Annotated in this window: 23 protein-coding genes and 1 tRNA gene; 4 read left to right on the top strand and 20 right to left on the bottom strand. The window is 71.2% G+C overall.

Annotated elements, in window-relative coordinates; all coding sequences use genetic code 11:
* Positions 1-28 precede the first annotated feature (28 nt).
* The 15 genes from OG392_RS07130 to pgsA form a co-directional block, all read right to left on the bottom strand.
* Positions 29-580, bottom strand: a complete 552-nt coding sequence (locus OG392_RS07130; protein ID WP_329276755.1) for an adenine phosphoribosyltransferase — start codon at positions 578-580, stop codon at positions 29-31.
* Positions 577-1,656: a protein translocase subunit SecF gene (gene secF, locus OG392_RS07135; protein WP_329276756.1), complete on the bottom strand. Its 1,080-nt coding sequence runs from the start codon at positions 1,654-1,656 to the stop codon at positions 577-579. Before secF ends, OG392_RS07130 begins: the two co-directional genes overlap by 4 nt.
* 1 nt (position 1,657) lies before the next feature.
* Positions 1,658-3,433, bottom strand: a complete 1,776-nt coding sequence (gene secD / locus OG392_RS07140) for a protein translocase subunit SecD (protein WP_329276758.1) — start codon at positions 3,431-3,433, stop codon at positions 1,658-1,660.
* 144 nt (positions 3,434-3,577) lie between these two features.
* Positions 3,578-4,042: a preprotein translocase subunit YajC gene (gene yajC, locus OG392_RS07145; protein WP_329276760.1), complete on the bottom strand. Its 465-nt coding sequence runs from the start codon at positions 4,040-4,042 to the stop codon at positions 3,578-3,580.
* A gap of 165 nt (positions 4,043-4,207) precedes the next feature.
* Complete coding sequence (ruvB, locus tag OG392_RS07150) at positions 4,208-5,287, bottom strand: Holliday junction branch migration DNA helicase RuvB (protein WP_030316238.1); 1,080 nt, start codon at positions 5,285-5,287, stop codon at positions 4,208-4,210.
* A 79-nt stretch (positions 5,288-5,366) separates the two neighbouring features.
* Positions 5,367-5,999 carry a Holliday junction branch migration protein RuvA gene (ruvA, locus tag OG392_RS07155; protein ID WP_329276763.1) on the bottom strand — a complete coding sequence of 211 codons (633 nt, stop codon included), beginning with the start codon at positions 5,997-5,999 and terminating at the stop codon, positions 5,367-5,369.
* Complete coding sequence (ruvC, locus tag OG392_RS07160) at positions 5,996-6,559, bottom strand: crossover junction endodeoxyribonuclease RuvC (RefSeq protein WP_073914711.1); 564 nt, start codon at positions 6,557-6,559, stop codon at positions 5,996-5,998. The genes ruvA and ruvC overlap by 4 nt, the downstream gene beginning before the upstream one ends.
* Positions 6,560-6,694: 135 nt before the next feature.
* Positions 6,695-7,447, bottom strand: a complete 753-nt coding sequence (locus tag OG392_RS07165) for a YebC/PmpR family DNA-binding transcriptional regulator (RefSeq protein ID WP_329276765.1) — start codon at positions 7,445-7,447, stop codon at positions 6,695-6,697.
* 62 nt (positions 7,448-7,509) lie between these two features.
* Positions 7,510-8,100, bottom strand: coding sequence for a pyridoxal 5'-phosphate synthase glutaminase subunit PdxT (pdxT, locus tag OG392_RS07170; protein ID WP_329276767.1), 591 nt, complete (start codon positions 8,098-8,100; stop codon positions 7,510-7,512).
* A 6-nt stretch (positions 8,101-8,106) separates the two neighbouring features.
* Complete coding sequence (gene pdxS, locus OG392_RS07175) at positions 8,107-9,021, bottom strand: pyridoxal 5'-phosphate synthase lyase subunit PdxS (RefSeq protein WP_030204560.1); 915 nt, start codon at positions 9,019-9,021, stop codon at positions 8,107-8,109.
* Between the two features lie 115 nt (positions 9,022-9,136).
* Complete coding sequence (locus OG392_RS07180) at positions 9,137-9,679, bottom strand: membrane protein (RefSeq protein WP_030316227.1); 543 nt, start codon at positions 9,677-9,679, stop codon at positions 9,137-9,139.
* Between the two features lie 11 nt (positions 9,680-9,690).
* Complete coding sequence (locus tag OG392_RS07185) at positions 9,691-10,326, bottom strand: MBL fold metallo-hydrolase (protein ID WP_329276769.1); 636 nt, start codon at positions 10,324-10,326, stop codon at positions 9,691-9,693.
* Between the two features lie 107 nt (positions 10,327-10,433).
* A complete protein-coding gene (locus OG392_RS07190; protein ID WP_329276770.1) occupies positions 10,434-11,585 on the bottom strand; it encodes a glycosyltransferase family 4 protein in 1,152 nt (383 codons plus the stop codon).
* Positions 11,582-12,532 (bottom strand): phosphatidylinositol mannoside acyltransferase, encoded by a 951-nt coding sequence (locus OG392_RS07195; protein ID WP_329287113.1) that lies wholly within the window; start codon positions 12,530-12,532, stop codon positions 11,582-11,584. The genes OG392_RS07190 and OG392_RS07195 overlap by 4 nt, the downstream gene beginning before the upstream one ends.
* 110 nt (positions 12,533-12,642) lie before the next feature.
* Positions 12,643-13,305: a phosphatidylinositol phosphate synthase gene (gene pgsA / locus OG392_RS07200; protein ID WP_329276771.1), complete on the bottom strand. Its 663-nt coding sequence runs from the start codon at positions 13,303-13,305 to the stop codon at positions 12,643-12,645.
* Positions 13,306-13,579: 274 nt separating this feature from the next.
* On the opposite strand from pgsA, the gene OG392_RS07205 reads away from it, so the two are divergent.
* A complete protein-coding gene (locus OG392_RS07205) occupies positions 13,580-15,775 on the top strand; it encodes an elongation factor G-like protein EF-G2 (RefSeq protein WP_329276773.1) in 2,196 nt (731 codons plus the stop codon).
* A gap of 197 nt (positions 15,776-15,972) precedes the next feature.
* Positions 15,973-17,631 (top strand): hypothetical protein, encoded by a 1,659-nt coding sequence (locus OG392_RS07210; RefSeq protein WP_329276775.1) that lies wholly within the window; start codon positions 15,973-15,975, stop codon positions 17,629-17,631.
* Positions 17,632-17,756: 125 nt separating this feature from the next.
* Here the strand turns inward: OG392_RS07210 and OG392_RS07215 are convergent, their stop codons facing one another.
* Positions 17,757-18,320 carry an HIT family protein gene (locus tag OG392_RS07215; protein ID WP_329276777.1) on the bottom strand — a complete coding sequence of 188 codons (564 nt, stop codon included), beginning with the start codon at positions 18,318-18,320 and terminating at the stop codon, positions 17,757-17,759.
* A 65-nt stretch (positions 18,321-18,385) separates the two neighbouring features.
* Here OG392_RS07215 and OG392_RS07220 point away from each other — a divergent pair, with 65 nt between their 5' ends.
* A complete protein-coding gene (locus OG392_RS07220; protein ID WP_329276779.1) occupies positions 18,386-19,063 on the top strand; it encodes a potassium channel family protein in 678 nt (225 codons plus the stop codon).
* A gap of 18 nt (positions 19,064-19,081) precedes the next feature.
* Here the strand turns inward: OG392_RS07220 and thrS are convergent, their stop codons facing one another.
* From thrS to OG392_RS07235, 3 genes are all read right to left on the bottom strand, one after another.
* Entirely contained in the window at positions 19,082-21,058 is a 1,977-nt protein-coding gene (gene thrS, locus OG392_RS07225) for a threonine--tRNA ligase (RefSeq protein ID WP_329276781.1), read from the bottom strand.
* A 147-nt stretch (positions 21,059-21,205) separates the two neighbouring features.
* Complete coding sequence (locus OG392_RS07230; protein WP_329276783.1) at positions 21,206-22,534, bottom strand: hypothetical protein; 1,329 nt, start codon at positions 22,532-22,534, stop codon at positions 21,206-21,208.
* A complete protein-coding gene (locus tag OG392_RS07235; RefSeq protein ID WP_329276786.1) occupies positions 22,534-23,100 on the bottom strand; it encodes a DUF4365 domain-containing protein in 567 nt (188 codons plus the stop codon). Before OG392_RS07235 ends, OG392_RS07230 begins: the two co-directional genes overlap by 1 nt.
* Before the next feature lie 121 nt (positions 23,101-23,221).
* On the opposite strand from OG392_RS07235, the gene OG392_RS07240 reads away from it, so the two are divergent.
* Positions 23,222-23,950, top strand: a complete 729-nt coding sequence (locus OG392_RS07240; protein WP_329276788.1) for a 3'-5' exonuclease — start codon at positions 23,222-23,224, stop codon at positions 23,948-23,950.
* A gap of 67 nt (positions 23,951-24,017) precedes the next feature.
* Here OG392_RS07240 and OG392_RS07245 read toward each other — a convergent pair.
* Positions 24,018-24,089, bottom strand: a tRNA-Val gene (locus tag OG392_RS07245).
* Positions 24,090-24,117: the final 28 nt, after the last annotated feature.

Here is a 24,117-nt window from a genome sequence, read left to right on the forward strand (position 1 = left end):
AGCGCCCCTTGCGGGGTGAAGCCCGATGTCAGACGGTGATCAGCGCCGTGAGCGGAGCGCCGTTCAGAGCCGGCTCCAGCCGGGAGCGGCCCGGGAGGAAGCCGAGTTCCATCAGGACCGCGACGCCCGCCACCTCGGCGCCCGCGCGGCGGATGAGCTCGATCGAGGCCTCGGCCGTACCGCCGGTGGCGAGGACGTCGTCGATGACCATGACGCGGTCGCCCGCGGCCAGGTCCTCGGCGTGCACCTCGATCTCGGCGGTGCCGTACTCCAGCTCGTACGCCTGGCGGAGCGTCGCCCCGGGGAGCTTGCCGGCCTTGCGGACCGGGATGAAGCCCAGTCCCGCGCGGACGGCCACCGGGGCGGCCAGGATGAAGCCGCGCGCCTCGAGACCGACGATCTTCGTCGCACCGTGCGCGGTGCACAGCCCGGCGAGGGCGTCGGTGAGCGCCGTGAACGCCCCCGGGTCCGCGAGCAGCGGCGTGATGTCCTTGAACAGCACGCCCGGCTTCGGGTAGTCCGGTACGTCGCGGATGCGGCTGAGCAGGAGGTCGGTGACGTCCTGGGCCTCGGCGGTCATCCTCGCTGCTCCGAGGAGCGGCCGCGACGGCTCGCCCGCGGACCGACGACGGCGACCTCGTGGTCGTCCGAGGGGTCGTCCGACCCGTCGTACGACTCGCCCTTGGCGGCCGCACCGGCCCGCTTCGCCATGATGCGCTTCTTGAGCGCCCTGATCGCCGGCTCGCGCTCCTTGAGGTCGGCGACGAGCGGGGTGGCGATGAAGATCGAGGAGTACGCACCGGCGGCGAGACCGACGAACAGCGACAGCGAGATGTCGTTGAGCATGCCGGCGCCGAGGACGCCACCACCGATGAAGAGCAGGCCGGCGACCGGCAGCAGCGCGACGACGGTGGTGTTGATCGAACGGACCAGGGTGCCGTTGATCGAGCGGTTGGCCATCTCGCTGTACGTGAAGCGGGTCTGCTTCGTGATGTCCTTCGTCTGTTCCTTGAGGGAGTCGAAGACGACGACCGTGTCGTACAGCGAATAACCGAGGATCGTCAGCAGACCGATGACCGTACCGACGGTCACCTCGAAGCCGACCAGCGAGTAGATGCCGACCGTGATCGTGAGGTCGTGGATCAGCGCGATGAGCGCGGCGACCGCCATTCTCCACTCGAAGGCGATGGCCAGATAGATCACCACGAGGATCATGAAGACCCCGAGGCCGGTCCAGGCCTTGGTGGCGATCTGCTCACCCCAGCTGGGGCCGACGAGCTCCGCCGCGATCTTGTCCTCGGGGACGTTCAGGTCCTTGGCGAGCTCCGAGCGGACCTTGTCGGACTGCGCGGTGTCGAGGCCGCCGACCTGGATGCGCAGGGAGCCGTTGCCGAGCTGCTGGACGATCGCGTCGTGGCCGGAGGCCTCTTCCGCGTACTCCTGCGCCTGGCTGACGGAGACTTCCGACTTCGGGGTGGTGAAGACGGCACCGCCCTGGAACTCGATGCCCATGTTGAGGCCGCGGACGGCCAGGGCGACGATGGCGGTGATGGTGATCAGGATGGACAGGCCATACCAGATCTTGCGGTTGCCGATGAAGTCGTAGCCGACCTCACCACGGTGGAGCCGGGCGCCGAGATCGCCGAGCTTCGACATCTCACGCCTCCTTCGGGTCGACAGGGCCAGCGACAGAGGCATTGGCACGGCGGGTGCGGCGCAGCGGCGGCTTGGCGCCGAGTCGCTTCGGGTCCAGGCCGGACCAGGCGTGGCCCTCGCCGAAGAACTTGGTCCGCGCGAGGAGCGTCATGACCGGCTTGGTGAAGAGGAACACCACGACGACGTCGAGCAGGGTGGTCAGGCCGAGCGTGAACGCGAAGCCCTGGACCTTGCCGACGGTGACGATGAAGAGCACGGCGGCGGCCAGGAACGACACGAAGTCGGAGACCAGGATGGTACGACGGGCGCGCGGCCAGGCGCGCTCGACGGCCGGGCGGAGGGTGCGGCCCTCGCGGAGCTCGTCACGGATGCGCTCGAAGTACACGATGAACGAGTCCGCGGTGATACCGATGGCGACGATGGCGCCACAGACGGCGGGCAGGTTCAGCGCGAAGCCGATGGCCGGGCCGAGCAGGGCCATGATCACGTAGGTGAGCAGCGCGGAGACGCCGAGGCTGAGGATGGCGATCAGCGACAGGCCGCGGTAGTAGGCCACCAGGTAGATGATGACGAGGGCGAGACCGATGGCGCCGGCGATCAGACCGGCCTCCAGCTGGTCGCCACCGAGCGCGGCGGTGACGGTGTCGACGCTCTGCGTCTCGAAGGAGAGCGGCAGGGCACCGTACGACAGGATGTTGCCGAGGTCCTGGGCCGACTGCTGGTTGAAGTTGCCGGAGATCTCGGCGCTGGCGCTCAGCGTCTGGCGCACGGACGGGGCCGAGACGACCTCGCCGTCCAGGACGATCGCGAACCGGTTCTGCGGGTCGGCCTGCGAGGAGAGCTTGCCGGTGATCGACTGGAACTTCTTGGAGCCGCCGTCCGTGAAGTCCATGGTGACGATCCACATGCCACGCTGCTGGTCGAAGACGCCCTTGGCGTCGTCGACGTCCTTGCCGTCCACCTCGGCCGGGCCGAGGAGGTACTTCGACCACACACCCGGCGCGTCCTCGCCACAGGCCACGGCGGGCTGGGTCGGGAGGGCACCCTGGCCGGCGGTGGAGCGCTGCTTGGGGTCGAGGCAGTTCAGGGAGGCGAACTTCTGCTGGAGCGCCGCGGTGTCGGCATCCGGCGCCGGGGTCGCCGACGGGGTGCCGGTGGCCTTCGGCTTCGCGGACGACGAGGCGCTGCCGGTGGGCGTCGGGGACGGGGCCTTGAGGGCCTCGGTGAGCGCACGGCCCTGGGCGGAGCCGGTGGCGGTCGGGGTGGCCGGCTTCTCGCCCACCGACGAGCCGGAGGTGGAGGCGGACGGCTTCGGCGTGGCCGAGGGGGAACCGGAGGAGCTGGCGCTGGGCGCCGGCGCGGGTCCGCCGTTCGTCACCGCGAGAACGGGCCGGAAGTAGAGCCGGGCGGTGGTACCGACCTGCTCACGGGCCTGCTTCTCGTTCGTCCCACGCGGGATGTTGACGATGATGTTCGCATCGCCCTGCGTCTGGACCTCGGCCTCGGAGACACCGAGACCGTTGACACGGCGCTCGATGATGCCGACGGCGGTGTTCATGTTGGTCTCGTTGACCGCCGAGCCCTGGCCAGGATCAGCCTTGGCCTTGAGCGTGATCGACGTACCGCCGGCGAGGTCGATGCCCAGGCGCGGGGTGGTGTGCCCCGACCAGAACATGCCGCCGGTGAGTGCGACCATGGCGATCAGGATGAGTGCCAGGGCGCGGCCCGGCCGGCTCTGTCCCCCCGCCGGCCTTCGGCCCTTCTTCGGTGCTGCCACCTGTCGTATCTCCCTGTCCAACCGTCCCGCGCTCTGTGTGCGCGGGACGGCCACGAAGTGTGTGTGGGGACCTTCCCCCGCAGACGTGGAACCGTTCCGAGCACCGCGCACGCCGGTGGGCGCGCGCGGTGTCCTCGACCGCGACTACTTCGCGTCGGTCTCGCCGTCGGCCTTGCCGTCTTTCTGGCCCTCCGCAGCGTCGGACACGTCCGACTTCTTCGTCAGATCGGCCTTCGGCGCGTCCTCGACCGTCTCCGTGGCCTCGGCGGTCTCGGTCAGCGACGACGCGTCGTCCGGGACGACGGTGTCGGAGTCCGAGCTCTCGTCGTCACCGTGGACGATGCGGTTGTACTCGGAGTCCTCGAGGACGGCGCCGATCGCGTTCTTGGCGTAGACGGCGTGGACGCCGGGCGCGACCTCGAGGAGGACGGTCTCGTCGCCGATCTCCTTGACGGTGGCGTACATCCCCCCGATCGTCCGTACGCCGGTGCCGGGCTGCATCTCGTTGCGCATCTGCGCCGCCGCCTGCTGCTTCTTCTTGGCAGAGCGGGTCATCAGGAACATGGCCCCGATGAGGACGATGAAGGGGAGGAGGGTCACGATGCTCACGGGACGGGTTTCCTTCGCACGGTCGCGGAGAACCCGCGGCCTGATCTTCGGGGGTGGGCGCGCCGACCAGAAAGGGCGGCATCGGCGGAGTCTAGGCGAGTCCGCATCGACTGAACAACGTCCAGCATCGCACCCCGGTTCCTCTCCGGGCGAGTGTCAGCCCCGTCACGCCCCGAAGAGCCCCTGTTGTCCGCTTCCGGCTGCCCCCGGGCCCGCTGCCTGCGGCGGAACCAGTCCGAGGTGGGCCCATGCCGCGGGGGTGGCGACCCGGCCACGGGGCGTCCGGGCCAGCAGACCCTCCCTTACGAGGAAGGGTTCGGCGACCTCCTCGACGGTCTCGCGCTCCTCCCCCACCGCCACGGCCAGCGTCGAGAGACCGACCGGTCCGCCGCCGAAGAGCTTGAGCAGGGCCTCCAGGACGGCGCGGTCCAGCCGGTCGAGGCCGCGGCCGTCGACCTCGTACACGCTGAGGGCCGCCTCGGCGATCTCCCGGGTGATCACGCCGTCGGCCCTGACCTGTGCGTAGTCGCGGACGCGGCGGAGCAGCCGGTTGGCGATGCGGGGGGTGCCGCGGGACCGGCCGGCGATCTCGGCGGCACCCGCCGGGTCGATCTCGACGTCGAGGAGTCCGGCGGATCGGTGGATCACGCGCTGGAGCTCGGCCGGGTCGTAGAACTCCATGTGCCCCGTGAAGCCGAAGCGGTCGCGCAGCGGCGGCGGCAGCAGACCGGCCCGGGTGGTGGCGCCGACCAGGGTGAAAGGCGGGAGTTCCAGCGGGATGGCGGTGGCGCCGGGGCCCTTGCCGACGATGACGTCGACGCGGAAGTCCTCCATCGCCATGTAGAGCATCTCCTCGGCGGGCCGGGACATCCGGTGGATCTCGTCGAGGAAGAGGATCTCGCCCTCCTGGAGGGAGGAGAGGATCGCGGCGAGGTCGCCGGCGTGCTGGATGGCGGGGCCCGAGGTGATGCGGATCGGCGCGTTCATCTCGGCGGCGATGATCATCGAGAGGGTGGTCTTGCCGAGGCCGGGCGCGCCGGAGAGCAGCACGTGGTCGGCGGTGGCACCGCGCTGGCGGGCGGCCTTGAGGACCAGGTCGAGCTGCTGGCGGACCTTCTCCTGGCCGACGAACTCGCTGAGGTCCTTGGGCCGCAGGGCCGCCTCGACGGCCTGGTCGTCACCCTCGGCCGATGCCCCGACGATGCGCGCCTCGTCGTCGCCGGTGGTCTCGTCGTCCCAGTTCACGGTTCTTCTGCCTTCTCGGTGGTGGTGCGGTGGTCGGTGCGGCGGGGTGTGGGAAGGGCCCGGCGCGCGGCGGAGTCCGTCAGCGGGCGCGGTTCAGGGACTGCAGGGCCGCCCGCAGAAGCTGCGGCACCGGCGCCGAGCCGCCCGCGGCGATGGCCTCCTCCGCCTGCGGCGTCACCGCCGCCACCGCCTCCTCCGCGTCGCGCGACGCGTAGCCGAGGCCGATGAGCGCGGCGGACAGCTGCTCGGTCCACGGCGCCGGCCCGGAGGCCGCCGCCCGCTGGGCGCCGACCATGCCGCTGCTGCCGAGCGGAGCGCCGAGCTTGTCCTTCAGTTCGAGGAGGAGTTTCTGCGCGCCCTTCTTGCCGATGCCGGGGACGGACATGAGCGCCTTCTCGTCACCGGTGGACACGGCCAGGCGCAGGGCGTCGGGGCTGTGCACCCCGAGCATGGCCTGGGCGAGGCGGGGCCCGACGCCGCTGGCGGTCTGGAGGAGCTCGAAGACCTGCCGCTCGTCGTCGTCCGCGAAGCCGTACAGGGTGAGGGAGTCCTCCCGTACGACGAGGGAGGTGGCGAGCCGGGCGTCCTCACCGATCCGCAGTCCCGCGAGCGTTCCCGGGGTGCACTGGACGGCCATGCCCACTCCGCCGACCTCGATGACGGCCGTGGTGGGGGCGAGCGCGGCGACCGGGCCGCTGACGAAGGCGATCATCGGGTTCGGCCTTTCACTGCGGCCGCCTGCCGGGCGACCGCCTGCTGGAGACGGTTCTCGGCGACGGCCTGCTGGAGACGGTTCTGGGCGGGGGCGCGCCAGATGTGACAGATGGCGAGGGCGAGGGCGTCGGCGGCGTCGGCCGGCTTGGGCGGGGCGGAGAGCCGGAGCAGCCGGGTCACCATGGCCCCCACCTGCGCCTTGTCGGCGCGCCCGCTGCCGGTGACGGCGGCCTTGACCTCGCTGGGGGTGTGCAGGGCCACGGGGATGCCGCGGCGCGAGGCGCAGAGCATCGCGACGGCACTGGCCTGGGCCGTGCCCATCACCGTACGGACGTTGTGCTGGCTGAACACCCGCTCCACGGCGACCAGTTCGGGCGAGAAGCGGTCGAGCCACTCCTCGATGCCGCGCTCGATGCCGACGAGGCGCACGCCGATGTCGTCGTCCGCGGCCGTCCGCACCACGCCCACCCCGAGCATGGTGAGGGGCCGTCCGGCGACGCCCTCGACGACGCCGACGCCGCACCGGGTCAGGCCCGGGTCCACCCCGAGAACACGCACGCCGTGATCCCCTCCTCGCTCACCTGTTTGTGCAGGCTATCCGCTGCCACCGACAACGCCGCACGAACGACAACGGGCCGACGGGGGTGTGTCCCCGTCGGCCCGCTGCGGAACCGTGTCGATCGACGGTCCGGATCAGACGTCGACCTTCGCCATGACCTCGTCGCTGACGTCGAAGTTGGCGAAGACGTTCTGCACGTCGTCGCTGTCCTCCAGCGCGTCGATCAGCTTGAACATCTTGCGCGCGCCCTCTTCGTCGAGCTCGACCTGCATGGTCGGCACGAAGCTGGAATCGGCCGAGTCGTAGTCGATGCCGGCCTCCTGGAGGGCGGTACGGACCGCGACCAGGTCGGTGGCCTCGCTGATGATCTCGAAGGAGTCACCGAGGTCGTTGACCTCCTCGGCACCGGCCTCGAGCACCGACTCCAGGACGTCGTCCTCGGACAGCTCGCCCTTCGGGAGCACGACGACGCCCTTGCGGTTGAACAGGTACGAGACCGAGCCCGGGTCGGCCATGGAGCCGCCGTTGCGGGTCATGGCCACGCGCACGTCCGAGGCGGCACGGTTCCGGTTGTCGGTGAGGCACTCGATGAGCACCGCGACACCGTTCGGGCCGTAGCCCTCGTACATGATCGTGGCGTAGTCGGCGCCGCCGGCCTCGAGACCCGCACCGCGCTTGAGCGCGGAGTCGATGTTCTTGTTCGGGACCGACTGCTTCTTCGCCTTCTGGACGGCGTCGAAGAGCGTCGGGTTACCGTCCAGGTCGGCGCCGCCCGTGCGGGCCGCGACCTCGATGTTCTTGATCAGCTTCGCGAAGAGCTTGCCGCGCTTGGCATCGATCACGGCCTTCTTGTGCTTCGTCGTAGCCCATTTAGAGTGGCCGGACATCTGCCTGTCTCCTTCGCGTAACCCATTTCTGAACGAACCCCAGAGATCCTACCGGGATCGGATCAGCGTGCCGCGCGCACCATGTCGACGAACAGGGCGTGAATACGGTGATCCCCGGTGAGCTCGGGGTGGAACGAGGTCGCCAGCACCCGGCCCTGCCGTACGGCGACGATGTGGCCCTCGTGCTCGGCGAGGATCTCGACCTCGGCGCCGACGGACTCCACCCAGGGGGCCCGGATGAAGACGCCCTCGACGGGGCCGTCCTCGATGCCCGCGACGGTGACGCCGGCCTCGAAGGACTCGTTCTGCCGCCCGAAGGCGTTGCGGCGGACGATCATGTCGATGCCGCCGAAGGTCTCCTGGCCCGAACGCGGGTCGAGGATCTTCTCGGCGAGCATGATCAGACCGGCGCAGGTGCCGTAGACCGGCAGGCCGGCGGCTATCCGCTCGCGCAGCGGCTCCGCCATGCCGAACAGCTCGGCCAGCTTGGAGATGGTGGTGGACTCCCCGCCGGGGATGACCAGACCGTCGATCTCGGCCAGCTCTTCGGGGCGCCGGACCGGCCTGGCCACGGCGTCAGCCGCGGCCAGGGCGATCAGGTGCTCCCGTACGTCGCCCTGGAGAGCCAGGACACCGATCACGGGTGTCGTCATGAGTGACTACCAGCCGCGGTTGGCGTAGCGCTCGGACTCGGGGAGGGTGTCGCAGTTGATGCCGACCATGGCCTCGCCCAGGTTGCGGGAGGCGTCCGCGATGATCTTCGGGTCGTCGTAGAAGGTGGTGGCCTTCACGATGGCGGCGGCGCGCTTGGCCGGGTCGCCCGACTTGAAGATGCCGGAGCCGACGAAGACGCCCTCGGCACCGAGCTGGCGCATGAGCGCGGCGTCGGCGGGGGTGGCGACGCCACCGGCGGAGAACAGCACGACCGGGAGCTTGCCGAGCTCGGCGACCTCCTTGACGAGCTCGTAGGGGGCGCGCAGGTCCTTGGCGGCGGCGAACAGCTCGTTGTTGTCGAAGCCGCGCAGGCGGGCGATCTCGTTCTTGATCTGACGCAGGTGGCGGACGGCCTCGACGACGTTGCCGGTGCCGGCCTCGCCCTTGGAGCGGATCATGGCCGCGCCCTCGGCGATGCGGCGCAGGGCCTCGCCCAGGTTGGTGGCGCCACAGACGAAGGGGGTCGTGAAGGCCCACTTGTCGGAGTGGTTGACCTCGTCGGCCGGGGTGAGGACCTCCGACTCGTCGATGTAGTCGACACCGAGGGACTGCAGGACCTGGGCCTCGACGAAGTGGCCGATGCGGGACTTGGCCATGACCGGGATGGAGACCGCGCCGATGATCTCTTCGATCATGTTCGGGTCGGACATGCGGGCCACGCCGCCGTCCTTGCGGATGTCCGCGGGGACCCGCTCCAGGGCCATGACGGCCACGGCGCCGGCGTCCTCGGCGATCTTCGCCTGCTCGGCGTTGACCACGTCCATGATCACGCCGCCCTTGAGCTGCTCGGCCATGCCGCGCTTCACACGGGCGGTGCCGGTCTCGGGGGACTGGGGGGAAACGGAAGGCGTGGTGGACACGGGGACCTCACTCGTGACAACGGGGGTTGACGACTAGGTCGAGGAAACAGTCCACGTGCAGTCCACAGCAAGGGCCAATGTGGACCCGGTGGATCGTTTTCGCAGGCTGAGAGCGTCACGCCGGGCGGTCGGCAAGGGCCACCGGCGCCTCGTCGTCCATTTCGAAGGCCAGCGGGAAGGGCGCGTGGCCCGCGAGCCGGAACCAGCGGACCGTGCGGTGGCGCCGCAGGGCGCGGGCGGCACGGACGGCGTCGTTGTGGAAACGGCGGGCCATCGGCACCCGGCGGACGGACGCCGCCAGCTCCTCGGCGGCCTCCTCGCCACCCGGAGCCTCCCGTACGAGCTCCACCTGCTCGGGCTCGCCGAACACCACCCGCAGGGCCTGGCTCAACTCGCTCTCGGCGACCTCCCGGTGGTCCTCCTCGGCCTGCCGCGCGGCGTGCGCGGCCTCGTACAGCACGATGGAGGCGGCGGGGTCGAGGACACCGGAGGTGGCCAACTCCTGGGTGACCGAGGCCCGGCGCAGCAACTGCGCGTCCAGGGCCGCGCGGGCGGCGTCGATACGGGAGTGCAGCCGGTCGAGCCGTCCGGCGGTCCAGCTGAGATAGACGCCGATGAGAATCAGCGCGACGACGGTCCAGATCAGGGTTTCGGTCACGGGCGCAAAGGCTACCGGGGCGGCGGCAGCACCCCTTCCCAAAGGTCGTGGTCATGGGCGAACAGGACACGCGCGGGCCGGCCCGCGGCGAGCTCGGCGAGCCGGTCGAGCCACGGGCGGTGGGGAGTGCCGAACTCGTGGGCGACGTCGTACGCCTGCCCTGCGAGGACGGTCACGCGGTCGCCGTGGTCGAGGAACAGCGACTGGTGGCCCTCGGTATGGCCGGGGGTGGGCACGATCCGTACGCCAGGGGCGATCTCGTGCTCGCCGTCGAGCTCCACGTACCGCACGCCGGGCAGCAGCGAGTCGATGGTGTGCCCGCCGGCGAGGGCGAGGGCCAGCTCGGTGCGCTGGACGAGGACGGGGGTGCGGGGGAAGAGCCGGTTGCCACCGATGTGGTCGAAGTGGAGGTGGCAGTTCACGACGGTGTCCACGTCCGCGGGACCGACGGTGAGGGGCTTGCGGACGGGCCGGTAGTGGGCGTCGGTCTCCGGGGAACCGGTCCCCACCCCGGTGTCGAAGAGCAGGCTCCCTCGGGCGTGCCGCACGAGATACCCGAGCACGGGCTCCACGCGCGCGTGGAGCCCGCCCCATTCGGTGGCGGGGCGGGTGAGGTGCCCGAGATCGAGGGTGTCGACGGAGATCATGCGACGAGCCTGCCCGGGGGCGGCCGCGGCAAGCACGACGGAGCGACGGACCCCGCCCGGACGCCCGCAACGCGGGCGTCCGGGCGGGGCGGTGGGGGTCCGGGGCGTTACAGGCCCAGCCTCGCCCGCAGGCCCACTCGTTCGTCCGTGTCCACCGCCGCCGCCCCGTCCGTCACCGTCTCGTAGACCGCCAGGATGTCCGCGCCCACCGTCGTCCAGTCGAAGCGGCGTACATGGGCCGAGCCCCGGACGCTCAGTTCCGCGCGGCGTTCCTCGTCGCCGAGGAGGCGGATCGCCGCGTTCGCGAGCGCATCCGCGTCCTCGTTGGTGAAGAGTTCCCCCGCCGACCCCTGGTCCAGGACCTGCGCGAACGCGTCCAGGTCGGAGGCGAGGACCGCCGCGCCCGCCGACAGCGCCTCGACGAGGATGATGCCGAAGCTCTCACCGCCGGTGTTGGGCGCCACATACACGTCGACGCTGCGCAGCAGCCGCGCCTTGTCCTCGTCGCTGACCATGCCGAGGAACTCCACCCGGGAGCGCATCTCCCGGGGCAGCGAGGCCACCGCCTCCTCCTCGTCCCCGCGCCCGGCGACCAGGAGCCGCGCCCCGGGACGTTCGGCGAGGATCCGGGGCAGTGCCCGCATGAGGACGGGCAGGCCCTTCCTCGGCTCGTCGATACGCCCGATGAAGCCGAGCGTCTCGCCCTGCCACTCCTTCTTCGGCTCGGCGCGCGCGAAGAAGTCCACGTCGACCCCGTTGGGGATGACGACGGCGTCGCCGCCGAGGTGCTCGACGAGCGTGCGCCGGGCGTACTCGCTGACCGCGATCCGGGCGCTGATCTTCTCGAGCGCCGGCTGGAGGATCGGGTACGCGGCGATCATCGCCCGCGAGCGCGGGTTCGACGTGTGGAAGGTGGCCACGATCGGCCCCTGCGCCGCCCAGCAGGTCAGGAGCCCGAGCGACGGCGAGGTCGGCTCGTGGATGTGGACGACGTCGAAGGTGCCGTCGTGCAGCCAGCGCCGTACCCGGGCCGCCGAGAGGAAGCCGAAGTTGAGCCGCGCCACCGAGCCGTTGTAGGGCACGGGCACGGCCCGGCCGGCCGACACCACGTACGGCGGCAGCGGTGTCTCGTCGTCGGCGGGCGCGAGGACGGAGACCTCGTGGCCGAGCCGGATGAGGTGCTCGGCGAGGTCACGGATGTGGAACTGGACGCCGCCCGGCACGTCCCACGAGTACGGGCAGACGATCCCGATCTTCACTCGCCGCGCTCCCCGCCCCGCTCGGTACCGGAGGTCCCGGCGCTCGCGCCGGGCTCCGGGCGTTCCTCCAGGTCCGCGAGCCACAGTCTTTGCAGCATGTGCCAGTCCTCCGGGTGGTCCGCGATGCCGGTGGCGAAGGCGTCGGCCAGCGCCTGTGTCATCACGGACGTCTTCTCGGCCCGCGTACCCGACTCGGGTACGTCGATCGGCGCGTGGATGCGCCCCCGCATGACCGCCGTGTCGTCGTACCAGAGCGTCACCGGCAGGAGCAGCGCGCCCGTCTGCTGGGCGAGGATCGCCGGTCCCGCCGGCATCCGCGCCGTGTCCCCGAAGAAGGTCACCTCGGTGCCGGACGCCGAGAGGTCGCGGTCGGCGACCAGGCAGACCAGGCCGCCGGCCCGCAGGCGGCGCGCCAGCGTGCCGAAGGCGGATCCCCCGGTGTGCGGGAGGACCTCCATGCCGAGGGACTCGCGGTAGGCCACGAAACGGTCGTACAGCGTCTCCGGCTTGAGCCGCTCCGCGACGGTGGTGAACGGTACGCCGAGGCAGCGGGTCACCCACACGCCCGCGAGGTCCCAGTTCGCCAGGTGCGGCAGGGCCAGGACGACCCCGCGTCCGGCGGCGAGACCCTCCTGGAGATGGTGGACGTCCTTGATGTCCGTCCCGCGCTCGACCCGCTCCCTGCTCCAGGTCGGCAGCCGGAAGGACTCCATCCAGTACCGCATGTACGAGCGCATGCCGGCCTTCGACAGCTCGGCGAGCCGCTCGGGCGTGGCGTCCGGCACCACGCGCGCGAGGTTGGCCTCGAGGCGCAGGACGCTCTTGCCCCGCCGCTTCCAGGTGAAGTCGGCGATCCGCCGGCCGAGGCCGGCGGCCACCGGCTCGGGCAGCTTCTTGACGGTCGCCCAGCCGGCGCCGTACAGCCCGTCGCTCAGTCGCTCCTTCAAGGTGCCGCCCCCGGACGCGCCGCCCTGGGACACGCCGCCCTCCGGTACCCCGCCCCCGGACGCGCCGCCCCGCGACGTGCCGTCCTCCGGTGTCCCGTCCTTCAACGTGCTCATGTCGTCGCCCCGCCCCCGCCGGCCGCGGCGGCGTCCGCCTCGGCCGATTCCCGTCGTACGGTCACGACCCGCTGGCCCAGCGTGACGGCGCTGCCGACGGCCACGATCCACAGCGCGATCGGCAGCAGGATCTCGATCCCGGGGACGCCGAAGGTGTGCAGTCCGGCCAGGCCGGCCGCGACGAGCGAGATCACCAGGCGTTCGGCGCGTTCGATCAGACCGTTGACGGCGACGGGCAGGCCAATCGATTCGCCTCGGGCCTTCGTGTACGACACGACCTGACCGCTCGCCAGGCAGAAGATCGCCACGGCGCACAGCACGTTGTCGTCGCCCTTGCCCGCGTACCAGAGCGCGAAGCCGCCGAAGATGGCGCCGTCGGCGACCCGGTCGAGCGTCGAGTCGAGGAAGGCGCCCCAACGGCTGGAGATCCCCGCCTGCCGGGCCATGTTCCCGTCGACGAGGTCGGAGAAGACGAAGAGCGTGATGACGATGGTGCCCCAGAAGAACTCCCCGCGCGGGAAGAAGACCAGTGCACCGGCCATCACTCCCGCAGTGCCGATGAGCGTGACCGCGTCGGGGCTGACGCCCCTGCGGAGCAGAAACGCGGCGAACGGTGTGAGGACACGCGTAAAAAATGCACGCGCGTACTTGTTCAGCATGGCCTTCCCGAGGTTCGGTGGGCCGCGCGGCCCCTACGACCACCGGCTCACCCATCGTAGCCACGCGCGCCCCGGCGTACGGGCGGCACCCGCCCCGCCGCGTCCGCGTCCCCCTCGGGGCCCCTCCCGTGTACGACGTATGGACGCCTCCCCGGGTCGGTGCAAAGCTCGAAGGACCACCGCGGGCACCCGCCGGAGCCGTACCGCGACACACCACTCCCCCGTGGCACCCGTCGTACCGCCGCACCGTGCGAGCAGTCGGGAGGAACACATCATGGGTGACAAGGCGAACACGGCCGCCGGAGCCGCCGGCAGGGCTTTGACGGCCGACCGGCCCACGGCCGTACGGAACGTGGTGCTGGTCGGCCACAGCGGATCCGGAAAGACCACCCTGGTCGAAGCGCTCGCGCAGACCGCCGGAGCACTCAACCGGGCGGGGCGCGTCGAGGACGGCGGCACCGTCTCCGACTACGACGAGATCGAGCACCGCCAGCATCGGTCCGTACAGCTCTCCCTCGTTCCGGTCGGCTGGGACGGGTACAAGATCAACCTCCTCGACACCCCCGGGTACGCCGACTTCGTCGGGGAGCTGAGGGCCGGTCTGCGCGCGGCGGACGCGGCCCTCTTCGTCATCTCGGCCGCCCAGGAGGCCGACTCCGTCGCCGCCTCCACCCGGATGATCTGGGAGGAGTGCGCCGCCGTCGGCATGCCCCGTGCCATCGTCGTCACCCATCTCGACACCGCCCGCACCGACTTCGGCGAGCTCACCGAGGTCTGCGCCTCGCTCTTCGGCCGCGACGACCCGGACGCCGTCCTGCCCCTCTACCTCCCGGTGCGCGGCGAGGAGGGCGCCGACGGGCACGCGCCCGCGACCGGTCTCGTCGGCCTGCTCTCGGAGCGGATCTTCGACTACTCGACGGGGGTACGGCAGGAGAACCCGCCCGACGAGGGGCAGCGGGAGCTGATCGCGGAGGCCCGGGCCCGGCTGATCGAGGGGATCATCGCCGAGAGCGAGGACGAGACCCTGATGGACCGCTACCTCGGTGGCGAGTCGATCGACGTGGAGACGCTCGTCGACGACCTGGAGAAGGCCGTCGCCCGGGGCACCTTCCACCCGGTGCTCGCGGCCGCCCCCGCCACCGGCGGCGGAACGCAGGGTCTGGGCACCCTCGAACTCCTCGAACTCATCACGGGCGGCTTCCCGTCCCCCCTGGAGCACGAACCGCCCGCCGTGACCACCCCGGACGGGCAGCCCCGTCCGCCGATCACCTGCGACCCGGAAGGCCCCCTCGTCGCCGAGGTCGTGAAGACCGCCGCCGACCCGTACGTGGGCCGGGTCTCCCTGGTCCGGGTCTTCTCCGGCACCCTGCGCCCCGACGAGACCGTCCATGTCTCCGGTCACGGACTGGCCGACCGGGGGCACGCGGACCACGATGTCGACGAGCGGATCGGCGGCCTCACGTCCCCCTTCGGAAAGCAGCAGCGGCCCATGGCGCACTGCGTCGCCGGGGACCTCGCCTGTGTGGCCCGGCTGGGCCGCGCCGAGACCGGTGACACGATCTCCGCCAAGGACGACCCGCTGCTGATGGAGCCGTGGAGCATGCCGGAGCCGCTGCTCCCGCTGGCCGTCCAGGCGCACGGCAAGGCCGACGAGGACCGGCTCTCGCAGGGGCTCGGCCGGCTGGTCGCCGAGGACCCCACGCTGCGTCTCGAACAGAACCAGGACACCCGGCAGGTGGTCCTGTGGTGCCTGGGCGAGGCCCACCAGGACGTCGTCCTCGAACGCCTGCGCGGCCGGTACGGCGTCCAGGTCGACGCCGTGCCGTACAAGGTCTCGCTGCGGGAGACCTTCGGCGGCGCCTCGGCCGGCCGGGGACGGCACGTCAAACAGTCCGGCGGGCACGGCCAGTACGCCATCTGCGAGATCGAGGTGGAGCCGCTCCCGCCGGGCAGCGGCGTCGAGTTCGTCGACAAGGTGGTCGGCGGTGCGGTCCCCCGGCAGTTCATCCCCTCCGTCGAGAAGGGCGTACGGGCCCAGGCCGCGCGCGGTGTCGCGGCCGGCTACCCCCTCGTCGACATCCGGGTCACCCTCAAGGACGGCAAGGCCCATTCGGTGGACTCCTCCGACGCCGCGTTCCAGACGGCCGGGGCGCTCGCCCTGCGCGAGGCGGCGGCCGAGGTCGCCGTCCACCTCCTGGAGCCGGTCGCCGAGGTCCAGGTCCTGGTGCCCGACGAGTACGTCGGCCCCGTGATGAGCGATCTGTCGGGGCGTCGGGGCCGGGTCGTCGGCACCGACCAGGCCGGTCCCGGGCGGACGATGGTCCGGGCCGAGGTGCCGGAGATCGAGATCGGGCGGTACGCGATCGATCTGCGCTCCGTGTCGCACGGCACGGGCCGGTTCGACCGTGCGTACGTCCGGCACGAGCCGATGCCGCAGCATCTCGCCGAGAAGGCCCGCGAACAGGCCTGAAACGGCGCCTGGTCGGGCGAGCGGCCGGGGAGCGGCCGCGGTGGACGTTCGCCCGACACGTGTCGGGCGAACGTCATTCGGCCCGGATATCCACAGGCCGTGACGCACACGGCGGTACCCGGTTACGCTGTGGTGCCCAGCTCAGAAGGTGTGCGGGGCGCGGCAGTTGGGAACAGCCCGCACAGGTAACCGCGGCGATGGGGGCGGCAGTGGCGATCGATGGCTTCGGACCCGGGGCGCAGGTCCCCCTCATGGGCACGGGCGGTGGTACGGGCGCGACGAACGCACTCGCGTCCGCCGCGTACCGCGACAGCCCGCTCGACACGATCCAGCAGGCCGACAACGACCTCTACAAGACGACCCTCAAGAGCGGGAAATGGGAGAAGCTCTTCCGCCCCGACCTCGGCGAGGCCTTCTCCCGGGCGGTACAGGTCCGGATGCTGGGAGGCGGCCGCAAGGCCCTCATCCAGTCGTTCGGCGCCGAGCCGCAGCCGGTCGTCGAGCACTGCCTCGCGGCCACCCACATCCGGCGCCGGCGCGACGCCCAGCTGACGCTGGTCACCGTGGTCTGCGGCGTCCTCTTCCTGCCCGGTCTGCTGCTCTGGCTCGGCGTCATCCAGCTGCGCCGCCTCGCCGCGGGCTCCGAGAACAAGCGGACGAGCATCGTCGGCACCGTCCTGCTGTGGGGGGCGGGCATCTCCGCGGCGCTCGTGCTGCTCAAGCTGCCCTTCGACGGGATCCTGCCGAACTATCTGCGCGCCATGCTCGTGGCCCCGGTCATCGGCTGGTTCCTGGCCCGCCGGATCTGTGACCGGTCCGCCGTCGACCTGCGGGCGCGCTGGACGGGTCTGCTCAGCGGCGGTGGCGCCGGACCGCAGGTCCCCAAGTCCGTTCCGCAGGACCCCGGCGAGAAGGCGGCGGAGGAGCTGCGGCTGAACCTGGAGAAGCTCTCGGCCGAGCAGCAGTCCAACATCGCGTTCTACGCGGGGCCGAAGGGCATTCTCGGTCTGGGCACCCGCTGGGGCAGCTGGACGCTCGCCGAGGAACTCGTCCCCGTGGCCGGCCGGGAGATCCACGACTTCCGCGCCTGGGACGTCATCCGCAAGATCCACGACCAGCTCACGCTCCTGGAGCGCGGATCGCTCAAGACCGGTTTCCCGAAGCCGACCGTCAAGCACTGGATCGTCTCCGCCGTCGGTGAGGGCGCCGACGAGGTCACCCGGCCCGAGGGCGACACCATCGTCCACTTCCAGGTCAAGCCGCACGAGATACAGCGCATCTGCAACGACCAGCAGTTCGGCGCCGGCAACCGCCACTACCTCGGCGTGCAGTTCACCCTCTGGGACGGGAACCTCGTCCTCACCATGATGGTGACGGTGACCTCGCTGCACCACACGCTCAGGATCGAGGTCACCGGCCACGCGCTGGGCCCCGTGCACGGCCTGTTCACCGCGAAGCCGAAGGCCAAGACCAAGGAGGTCTCGAAGGCGGTCCGTTTCTGGGAGACCAAGGAGATCCAGCAGCCGCTGCTCACCACCGACGACGTCGTCCGGCTGGCGGTGCGCGCCCCGTTCACCTGGTACCCGCCGGTCCTTGAGTTCCTCGGCGGCAAGATGGTGCTGCCCGAGCCGTTCGGTCTGCGGCACGTCTGGGCCGGTCCGCTCTGGAAGAACCGCTTCATGGCCGACGACGCCATAAGGATGGCGACGCCGGTGCTCCGCGCGGTCCACTCCGCGACCCTCAGGTTCCTCGACGAGCACAACGTGGACACGGAGCGCTTCACCAACCGGTCGCTGGTCCTCAGCGGCGGCATCCAGGAACCGGGTCCCAAGAAGGCCGACGTCTACGACGCGTGACGGGCCGGGCTCCGCGCGAGGGTCTCCGGCCGCGGGGCCGTGACCGGACCACACGGATCCACCGCGACCGGTACACGGCGAAGGGCCCGGGCCACTGCTGTGGCCCGGGCCCTTCGCCGTACGGATCAGACGGTGGCCGGCCAGGCGTCGGCGAGCATCTTCCGGGTGTCCGCGAGGAGCTGCGGCAGCACCTTGGTGTGCCCGACGACCGGCATGAAGTTGGTGTCCCCGCCCCAGCGCGGCACCACGTGCTGGTGCAGATGGGCGGCGATCCCGGCGCCCGCGACGGCGCCCTGGTTCATGCCGATGTTGAAGCCGTGCGCGCCGGAGGCCGCCCGCAGCGCGATCATGGCGCGCTTGGTGAAGTCGGCGAGCTCGGCCGTCTCCGCCGCGTCCAGATCCGTGTAGTCGGCGACGTGACGGTAGGGGACGACCATGAGGTGACCGCCGTTGTACGGGTACAGGTTGAGGACCGCGTACACGCTCCGGCCCCGGGCGATCACCAGCCCGTCCTCGTCCGACTTCGACGGAATCGAGCAGAACGGACAGCCGTCCTCGGCGCCCGGCCCGGTCGGCTTGTTCTCGCCCTGGATGTACGCCATCCGATGAGGCGTCCACAGGCGCTGGAACGCGTCCCGCGTCCCCACTCCGATCTGCTGTTCCGGCTCAGTCGTCATGCTGTGCAGCATATTGCGTCGCCCGTTCGGAACGTGTCGCCGGGGCGGAAGATCCATGCAGCGGCCATGCTGATCCGATGGACGTGAGACCCGAGAAGCAGGAGCGCTGGGACCGTCGCATGGAGAAGCCGCTCGCGGTGGCGTCCCTGCTCTTCCTCGCCGGGTACACGGTACGGGTGCTCGCCCACGGCATGGACCAGGTCTGGCTGGACCTCTGCCTGGCGGTCACGCTCGGGTCGTGGGGCGTCTTCGTCCTCGACTACGTGGTGCGGCTCCGGCTCAGTGGCCTCGGTCCCCTGCGCTTCCTCCGCGCGCATCTCCTGGGCACCGTCGTGCTGCTGCTGCCGCTGCTGAGGCCGTTGCAGATGGTGAAGATCTACGAGCAGATCCAGCGCCGCCACGACAAGCCGCGCCTGACCCTCTACGCCCGCGTCATGGCCTACTCCAGCCTCACGGTCGCGCTGCTCGGCTTCGCGGGCGCGCTCGCCGTCTACCAGCACGAGCGCGGCGCCCCGGGGGCCACGATCCGCACGTTCGGCGACGCCCTCTGGTGGGCGGCCGAGACGCTGACGACGGTGGGATACGGGGACGTGACCCCGGTGACCGCGATGGGCCGGTTCATCGCGGTGGGCATGATGGCGTGCGGAGTCGCCCTGATCGGGGCCGTCACGGGTTCGTTCTCGTCCTGGCTGATCCAGACGTTCAGGCGGGAGGACGAGAAGAGGCCCCCGGGGGGTACCCCGGGGGCCTCCTGAGTCCGTGCGACCGGCGGATCAGACCTGGACGCGGTCCTCGACGACCTTGGCGATCTTGGCGATGGCCTCGTCGACGGGGATGCCGTTCTCCTGCGAACCGTCGCGGTAACGGAAGGAGACGGCGCCGGCGGCCATGTCCTCGTCACCCGCGATGATCATGAACGGGACCTTCTGCTTCTGCGCGTTGCGGATCTTCTTCTGCATCCGGTCCGAGGACGAGTCGACGTCCACCCGCAGGCCCTGCTTCTTCGCCTTGGCGGCGAACTCGTGCAGGTAGTCGACGTGTGCGTCGCCGATCGGGATGCCGGTGGCCTGGACGGGGGCCAGCCACGGCGGCATCGCGCCCGCGTAGTGCTCCAGGAGCACGGCGAAGAAGCGCTCGATCGAACCGAACAGCGCGCGGTGGATCATGACCGGGCGCTGCTTGGTGCCGTCCGGGGAGGTGTACTCCAGGTCGAAGCGCTCCGGCAGGTTGAAGTCGAGCTGCACGGTCGACATCTGCCAGGTACGGCCGATGGCGTCGCGCGCCTGTACCGAGATCTTCGGGCCGTAGAACGCGGCGCCGCCCGGGTCGGGGGTCAGCGGGAGGCCCTGCTTCTCGGCGACCTGCTGGAGGACCGCGGTGGCCTCCTCCCAGATCTCGTCCGAGCCGACGAACTTCTCCGGGTCCTTGGTGGACAGCTCCAGGTAGAAGTCGGTCAGACCGTAGTCGCGCAGCAGGTTCAGGACGAAGGTGAGGGTCTTGTCGAGCTCCTCCGCCATCTGCTCCTTGGTGCAGTAGATGTGGGCGTCGTCCTGGGTGAAGCCCCGGGCCCGGGTCAGGCCGTGCACGACGCCCGACTTCTCGTACCGGTACACGGTGCCGAACTCGAAGAGGCGCAGCGGAAGTTCACGGTACGAACGGCCGCGCGCGTCGAAGATCAGGTTGTGCATCGGGCAGTTCATGGGCTTGAGGTAGTAGTCCACGCCCTCGTCGAGCTGCATGGGGGGGTACATGCCCTCGGCGTACCAGTCGAGGTGGCCAGACTTCTCGAACAGCTTGCCCTTGGTGGCGTGCGGCGAGTAGACGAACTCGTAGCCCTCCTCCTCGTGGCGCTTGCGCGAGTAGTCCTCCATGACCCGGCGGATGATGCCGCCCTTGGGGTGGAAGACGGCGAGGCCGGAACCGATCTCGTCCGGGATGGAGAAGAGGTCCAGCTCGTTGCCCAGCTTGCGGTGGTCACGCTTCTCGGCCTCGGCGAGGAAGTCGAGGTGGGCCTTCAGCTCGTCCTTCGACGGCCAGGCAGTGCCGTAGATGCGCTGGAGCATCGGGTTCTTCTCGCTGCCGCGCCAGTAGGCGGCGGCGTTGCGCATCAGCTTGAACGCCGGGATGTTCCGGGTGGTGGGCAGGTGGGGACCGCGGCAGAGATCCTTCCAGCACAGGTCGCCGGTCTTGGCGTCGATGTTGTCGTAGATGGTCAGCTCGCCGCCGCCCACCTCGACGCTGGCGCCGTCGTCGGTCGACGCGGAGCCCTTGATGCCGATGAGTTCCAGCTTGTACGGCTCGTCCGCCAGCTCCGCGCGGGCGTCCTCGTCGGTCACCACACGGCGGGCGAAACGCTGGCCGCGCTTCTGGATCTCCTGCATCTTCTTCTCGATGACCTTGAGGTCCTCGGGGGTGAAGGGCTTCTCGACGTCGAAGTCGTAGTAGAAGCCGTCCCGGACCGGCGGGCCGATGCCCAGCTTGGCCTCGGGGAAGAGCTCCTGCACGGCCTGGGCCATGACGTGCGCGGTCGAGTGGCGCAGGATGTCGAGACCGTCCGGGGAGGAGATCTCGACGCCCTCGACGACGTCGCCGTCGGCGAGCTCGTACGACAGGTCCTTCAGCTCGCCGGCCACACGGGCGGCGATGACGGTGCGGTCGTCGGCGAACAGTGCGCCGGCGGTGGTGCCCGCGCTCACCGCCCTCTCCTCTGCTTCCGAGGCGGACTGGACGGTCACACGGACTTCAGACACGGGTACTCCGTACATAGGGGCGCAAGCAGACACGAGGTGCCGGCGCCGGCGGTGCGCGACAGGTACGAGGTGCCGCGCACGGCCGATCCTACCGAGGCGGCCGGTCCGCCCGCGAAACGGTTTCCCGCCCGCCGGGCCCCCGCCGGCCTACCCCTCGTCCGGCCCGCACGCCTCCTCGAAGAAGTCCGCGTCCCCGGCGTTCCCCTGGAGCGACTTCATCAGCCGGTCCCGTTCCGTCTCGTCGACCTGCACGGGGACGACCCCGGAGGCGTCCGTGAGACGGCGGAAGCCGCCCCGGCTCTCCAGCCGTCCCACCACCCGGATCGGCAGCCCGACGAGATGGGCGTGCCCGGCGGTGCGGTACGCGTCCTCGTCCAGGCTGACACGGACGTGCGGGACCTCGGCGCCGCCGAGCACCCGGAGCCGTACGGTTCCCTCGCCGCGCGGCCCGGAGCGGCGCATGCGGACGACGGCGCCGGTCAGCCGGACCGGCACGGAGGGCTCGTCGGTCAGGTAGCGGGCGCTCGCCTCGCGCAGCGCCGGCAGGTCGCCGGGCGAGAACTCGACCGGTTCGGGCCGGGCCGCGCAGCCCCCGGGCGCCCCGGCGGAGGGGGCCCACTCCAGGGCGATCCTGGCTCCCTCGGTGCCCCGCACCAGGGCCACGAGGGCCTCGGTGAGTTCGCGGCTGACACCCGCCTCGACGGCGGCGTCGAAGGCCTCCATGCCGCCGGTGGCCCGCTGGTAGTCGGTGGCCTCGCGGGCCGCGTGGAGGGCGTGGTAGAGCCGGACGGCGATGGGACGGCCCGGTGCGACGGGCAGGAAGGCGGTGAGTCCGCGTCCGCCGGGCGCGGCGCCGACGACGACGGTCTCCAGGGAGGCCTGGGCGGGGCGCCGGTGCCGGGCCCCGTAGTAGCCGGCCCGGCCGCGGACGGCGAGGGCGCCGGCGAGGAGGAGCTGGCGGGCGGCGGACCTGAGCTGCTCCTGCACGGTCCAGGGGACGATGCCGGCCGGGCCGGGGGGCACGTCGCGCCACCAGCGGATCTCGTCGCTGGGCACGGCGAGGCCGGTGAGGACCTCGCGGGCGGAGGGCGTGGCGCTGCGGGCGAGGGCGGTGAGCGCCTCGCCGAGCAGGTCCTCGCAGTCCGGGAAGGCGCGGCTCTCGGGCACGAGCAGGCTGGTGCCGGTGCCGCTGCCGGGCGGCGTCCAGCGGCTGTAGCGCCCGGCGGCCCCGCCCCGCCGCCGCCATCCGTGGCGGGCGAGCAGGGCACCGAGGACGCGCGGGTCGACCCTGCCGGGGTCGGGTGTGCCCTGGCTGTCGGCCCAGGGGCCGGTGGGCGGGGCGGGGACCCCGGTCCAGGGCCCGGGGGTGTCCCCGGGCGCCGGATGGGGACGGTAGGGCGGAGGAACGGACACGGGGCCGTGTCCGGCCCCGCTCCCCTCGTCCCCGAACCCCGGTTCGTCGATCGGTCGGTGCATCAAGGTCTCCCTCCCACGCCGACCCGGGTCATGATCTCGCAGAGCGCCCGGTCGTCGAAGATCCGTGCCGTCGGTACGCGCACGGTGGTCCGGCTCCGTCCCGTGACCGGGTGTCCGGCCAGGTTGATCCAGTAGCAGCAGTGCCGCAGGTCGAGCCGGTCGTGGCTCGCCCTCAGCCAGTCCTCCTGTGACCTCGGGGCGAGCATCACGACGAGGATCTTGTGCACGGCCACCGGGGTCCTGGCGAGCTTCACCAGGTGGTCGTTGTCGAGGGTGAACGAGAAGGTCTTCCCGGGCGGGCGCGGCGGTATCTGGTAGGTGCACTTGAGCTGCACCTTGATGGTCACCTCGTCGTCGACCGTGTGGCCGGGCGAGCCGTGGCTCACGTGCCAGTCGATGCCGTTGTCCGGAAAGGGCTGGGAGAGCGAGCAGCCGGCCGCGGCGGCGACGGCGTGCAGGTATCCCACCTGGAGGGTCTCCATGCAGGCGGTGGTGGCGAGTGAGCCGCGCGTCGGTGCCAGCCGCTGGGGCGGCAGCCCTCCCGACTCGGGCTGGGCGAGCGCCATGTCGTCTTCCTTCCCCGTCCCTTGTGTTGTGACCGGTCCGCGTACGGCGCAAACAGTCCGGGTATCACCGTTTCGGGGCAGGGGGTTGGCCATCTGCCGCACGTGTGCAGGGAGTTCAGGGATGACGATGCACTGGTACGAAGGGCCCCTGGCCGCTTTCGACACGGAGACCACAGGAGTCGACGTCGAGGGCGACCGGATCGTGTCCGCCGCCCTCGTCGTACAGGACACGATGGGAGCGCGGCCGCGGGTGACGCGGTGGCTGGTCAATCCGGGCATACCGGTGCCCGAGGGGGCCACCGCCGTGCACGGACTGACGGACGATCACCTCCAGCGGAACGGCCGGTGGCCGGCTCCGGTGATGGAGGAGCTGGCGCGCGCGCTGGCGGAGCAGAGCGCGGCGGGGCGTCCGCTGGTGGTGATGAACGCGCCGTTCGATCTGACCATCCTCGACCGCGAGCTGCGCAGGCACCGGGCGTCCACGCTCGGCGACTACCTGGGGGGCACCCCGCTGGTCGTCCTCGATCCGCGGGTCCTGGACAAGCATCTGGACCGCTACCGGAAGGGCCGGCGGACCCTCACGGACCTGTGCGCGCACTACGAGGTGGAGCTGGCGGGGGCCCACGACGCGGCGGCGGACGCGACGGCGGCGCTCGATGTCGTACGGGCGGTGGCGCGGCGCTTCTCGTCGCGGCTGGAACGGCTGTCGCCGGCGGAGCTGCACACGCTGCAGGCGGTGTGGCACGCGGCGCAGGCGCGGGGTCTCCAGGCGTGGTTCACGCGGCAGGGGACGCCGGAGACGGTGGACCCGTCGTGGCCGCTGCGGCCGGAGCTCGGCACCGCGGCCTGAACCGGGCCCGGCGGCACGGCACATGACAGAGGCCGGTCCGTCTTTCGACGGACCGGCCTCTACCCGGTGGGCGATACTGGGATCGAACCAGTGACCCCTTCGGTGTGAACGAAGTGCTCTCCCGCTGAGCTAATCGCCCGGGAACGGGTTGAACCATACAGGCCTTC

The organism is Streptomyces sp. NBC_00691 (genome assembly GCF_036226665.1).
Classification (GTDB): domain Bacteria; phylum Actinomycetota; class Actinomycetes; order Streptomycetales; family Streptomycetaceae; genus Streptomyces.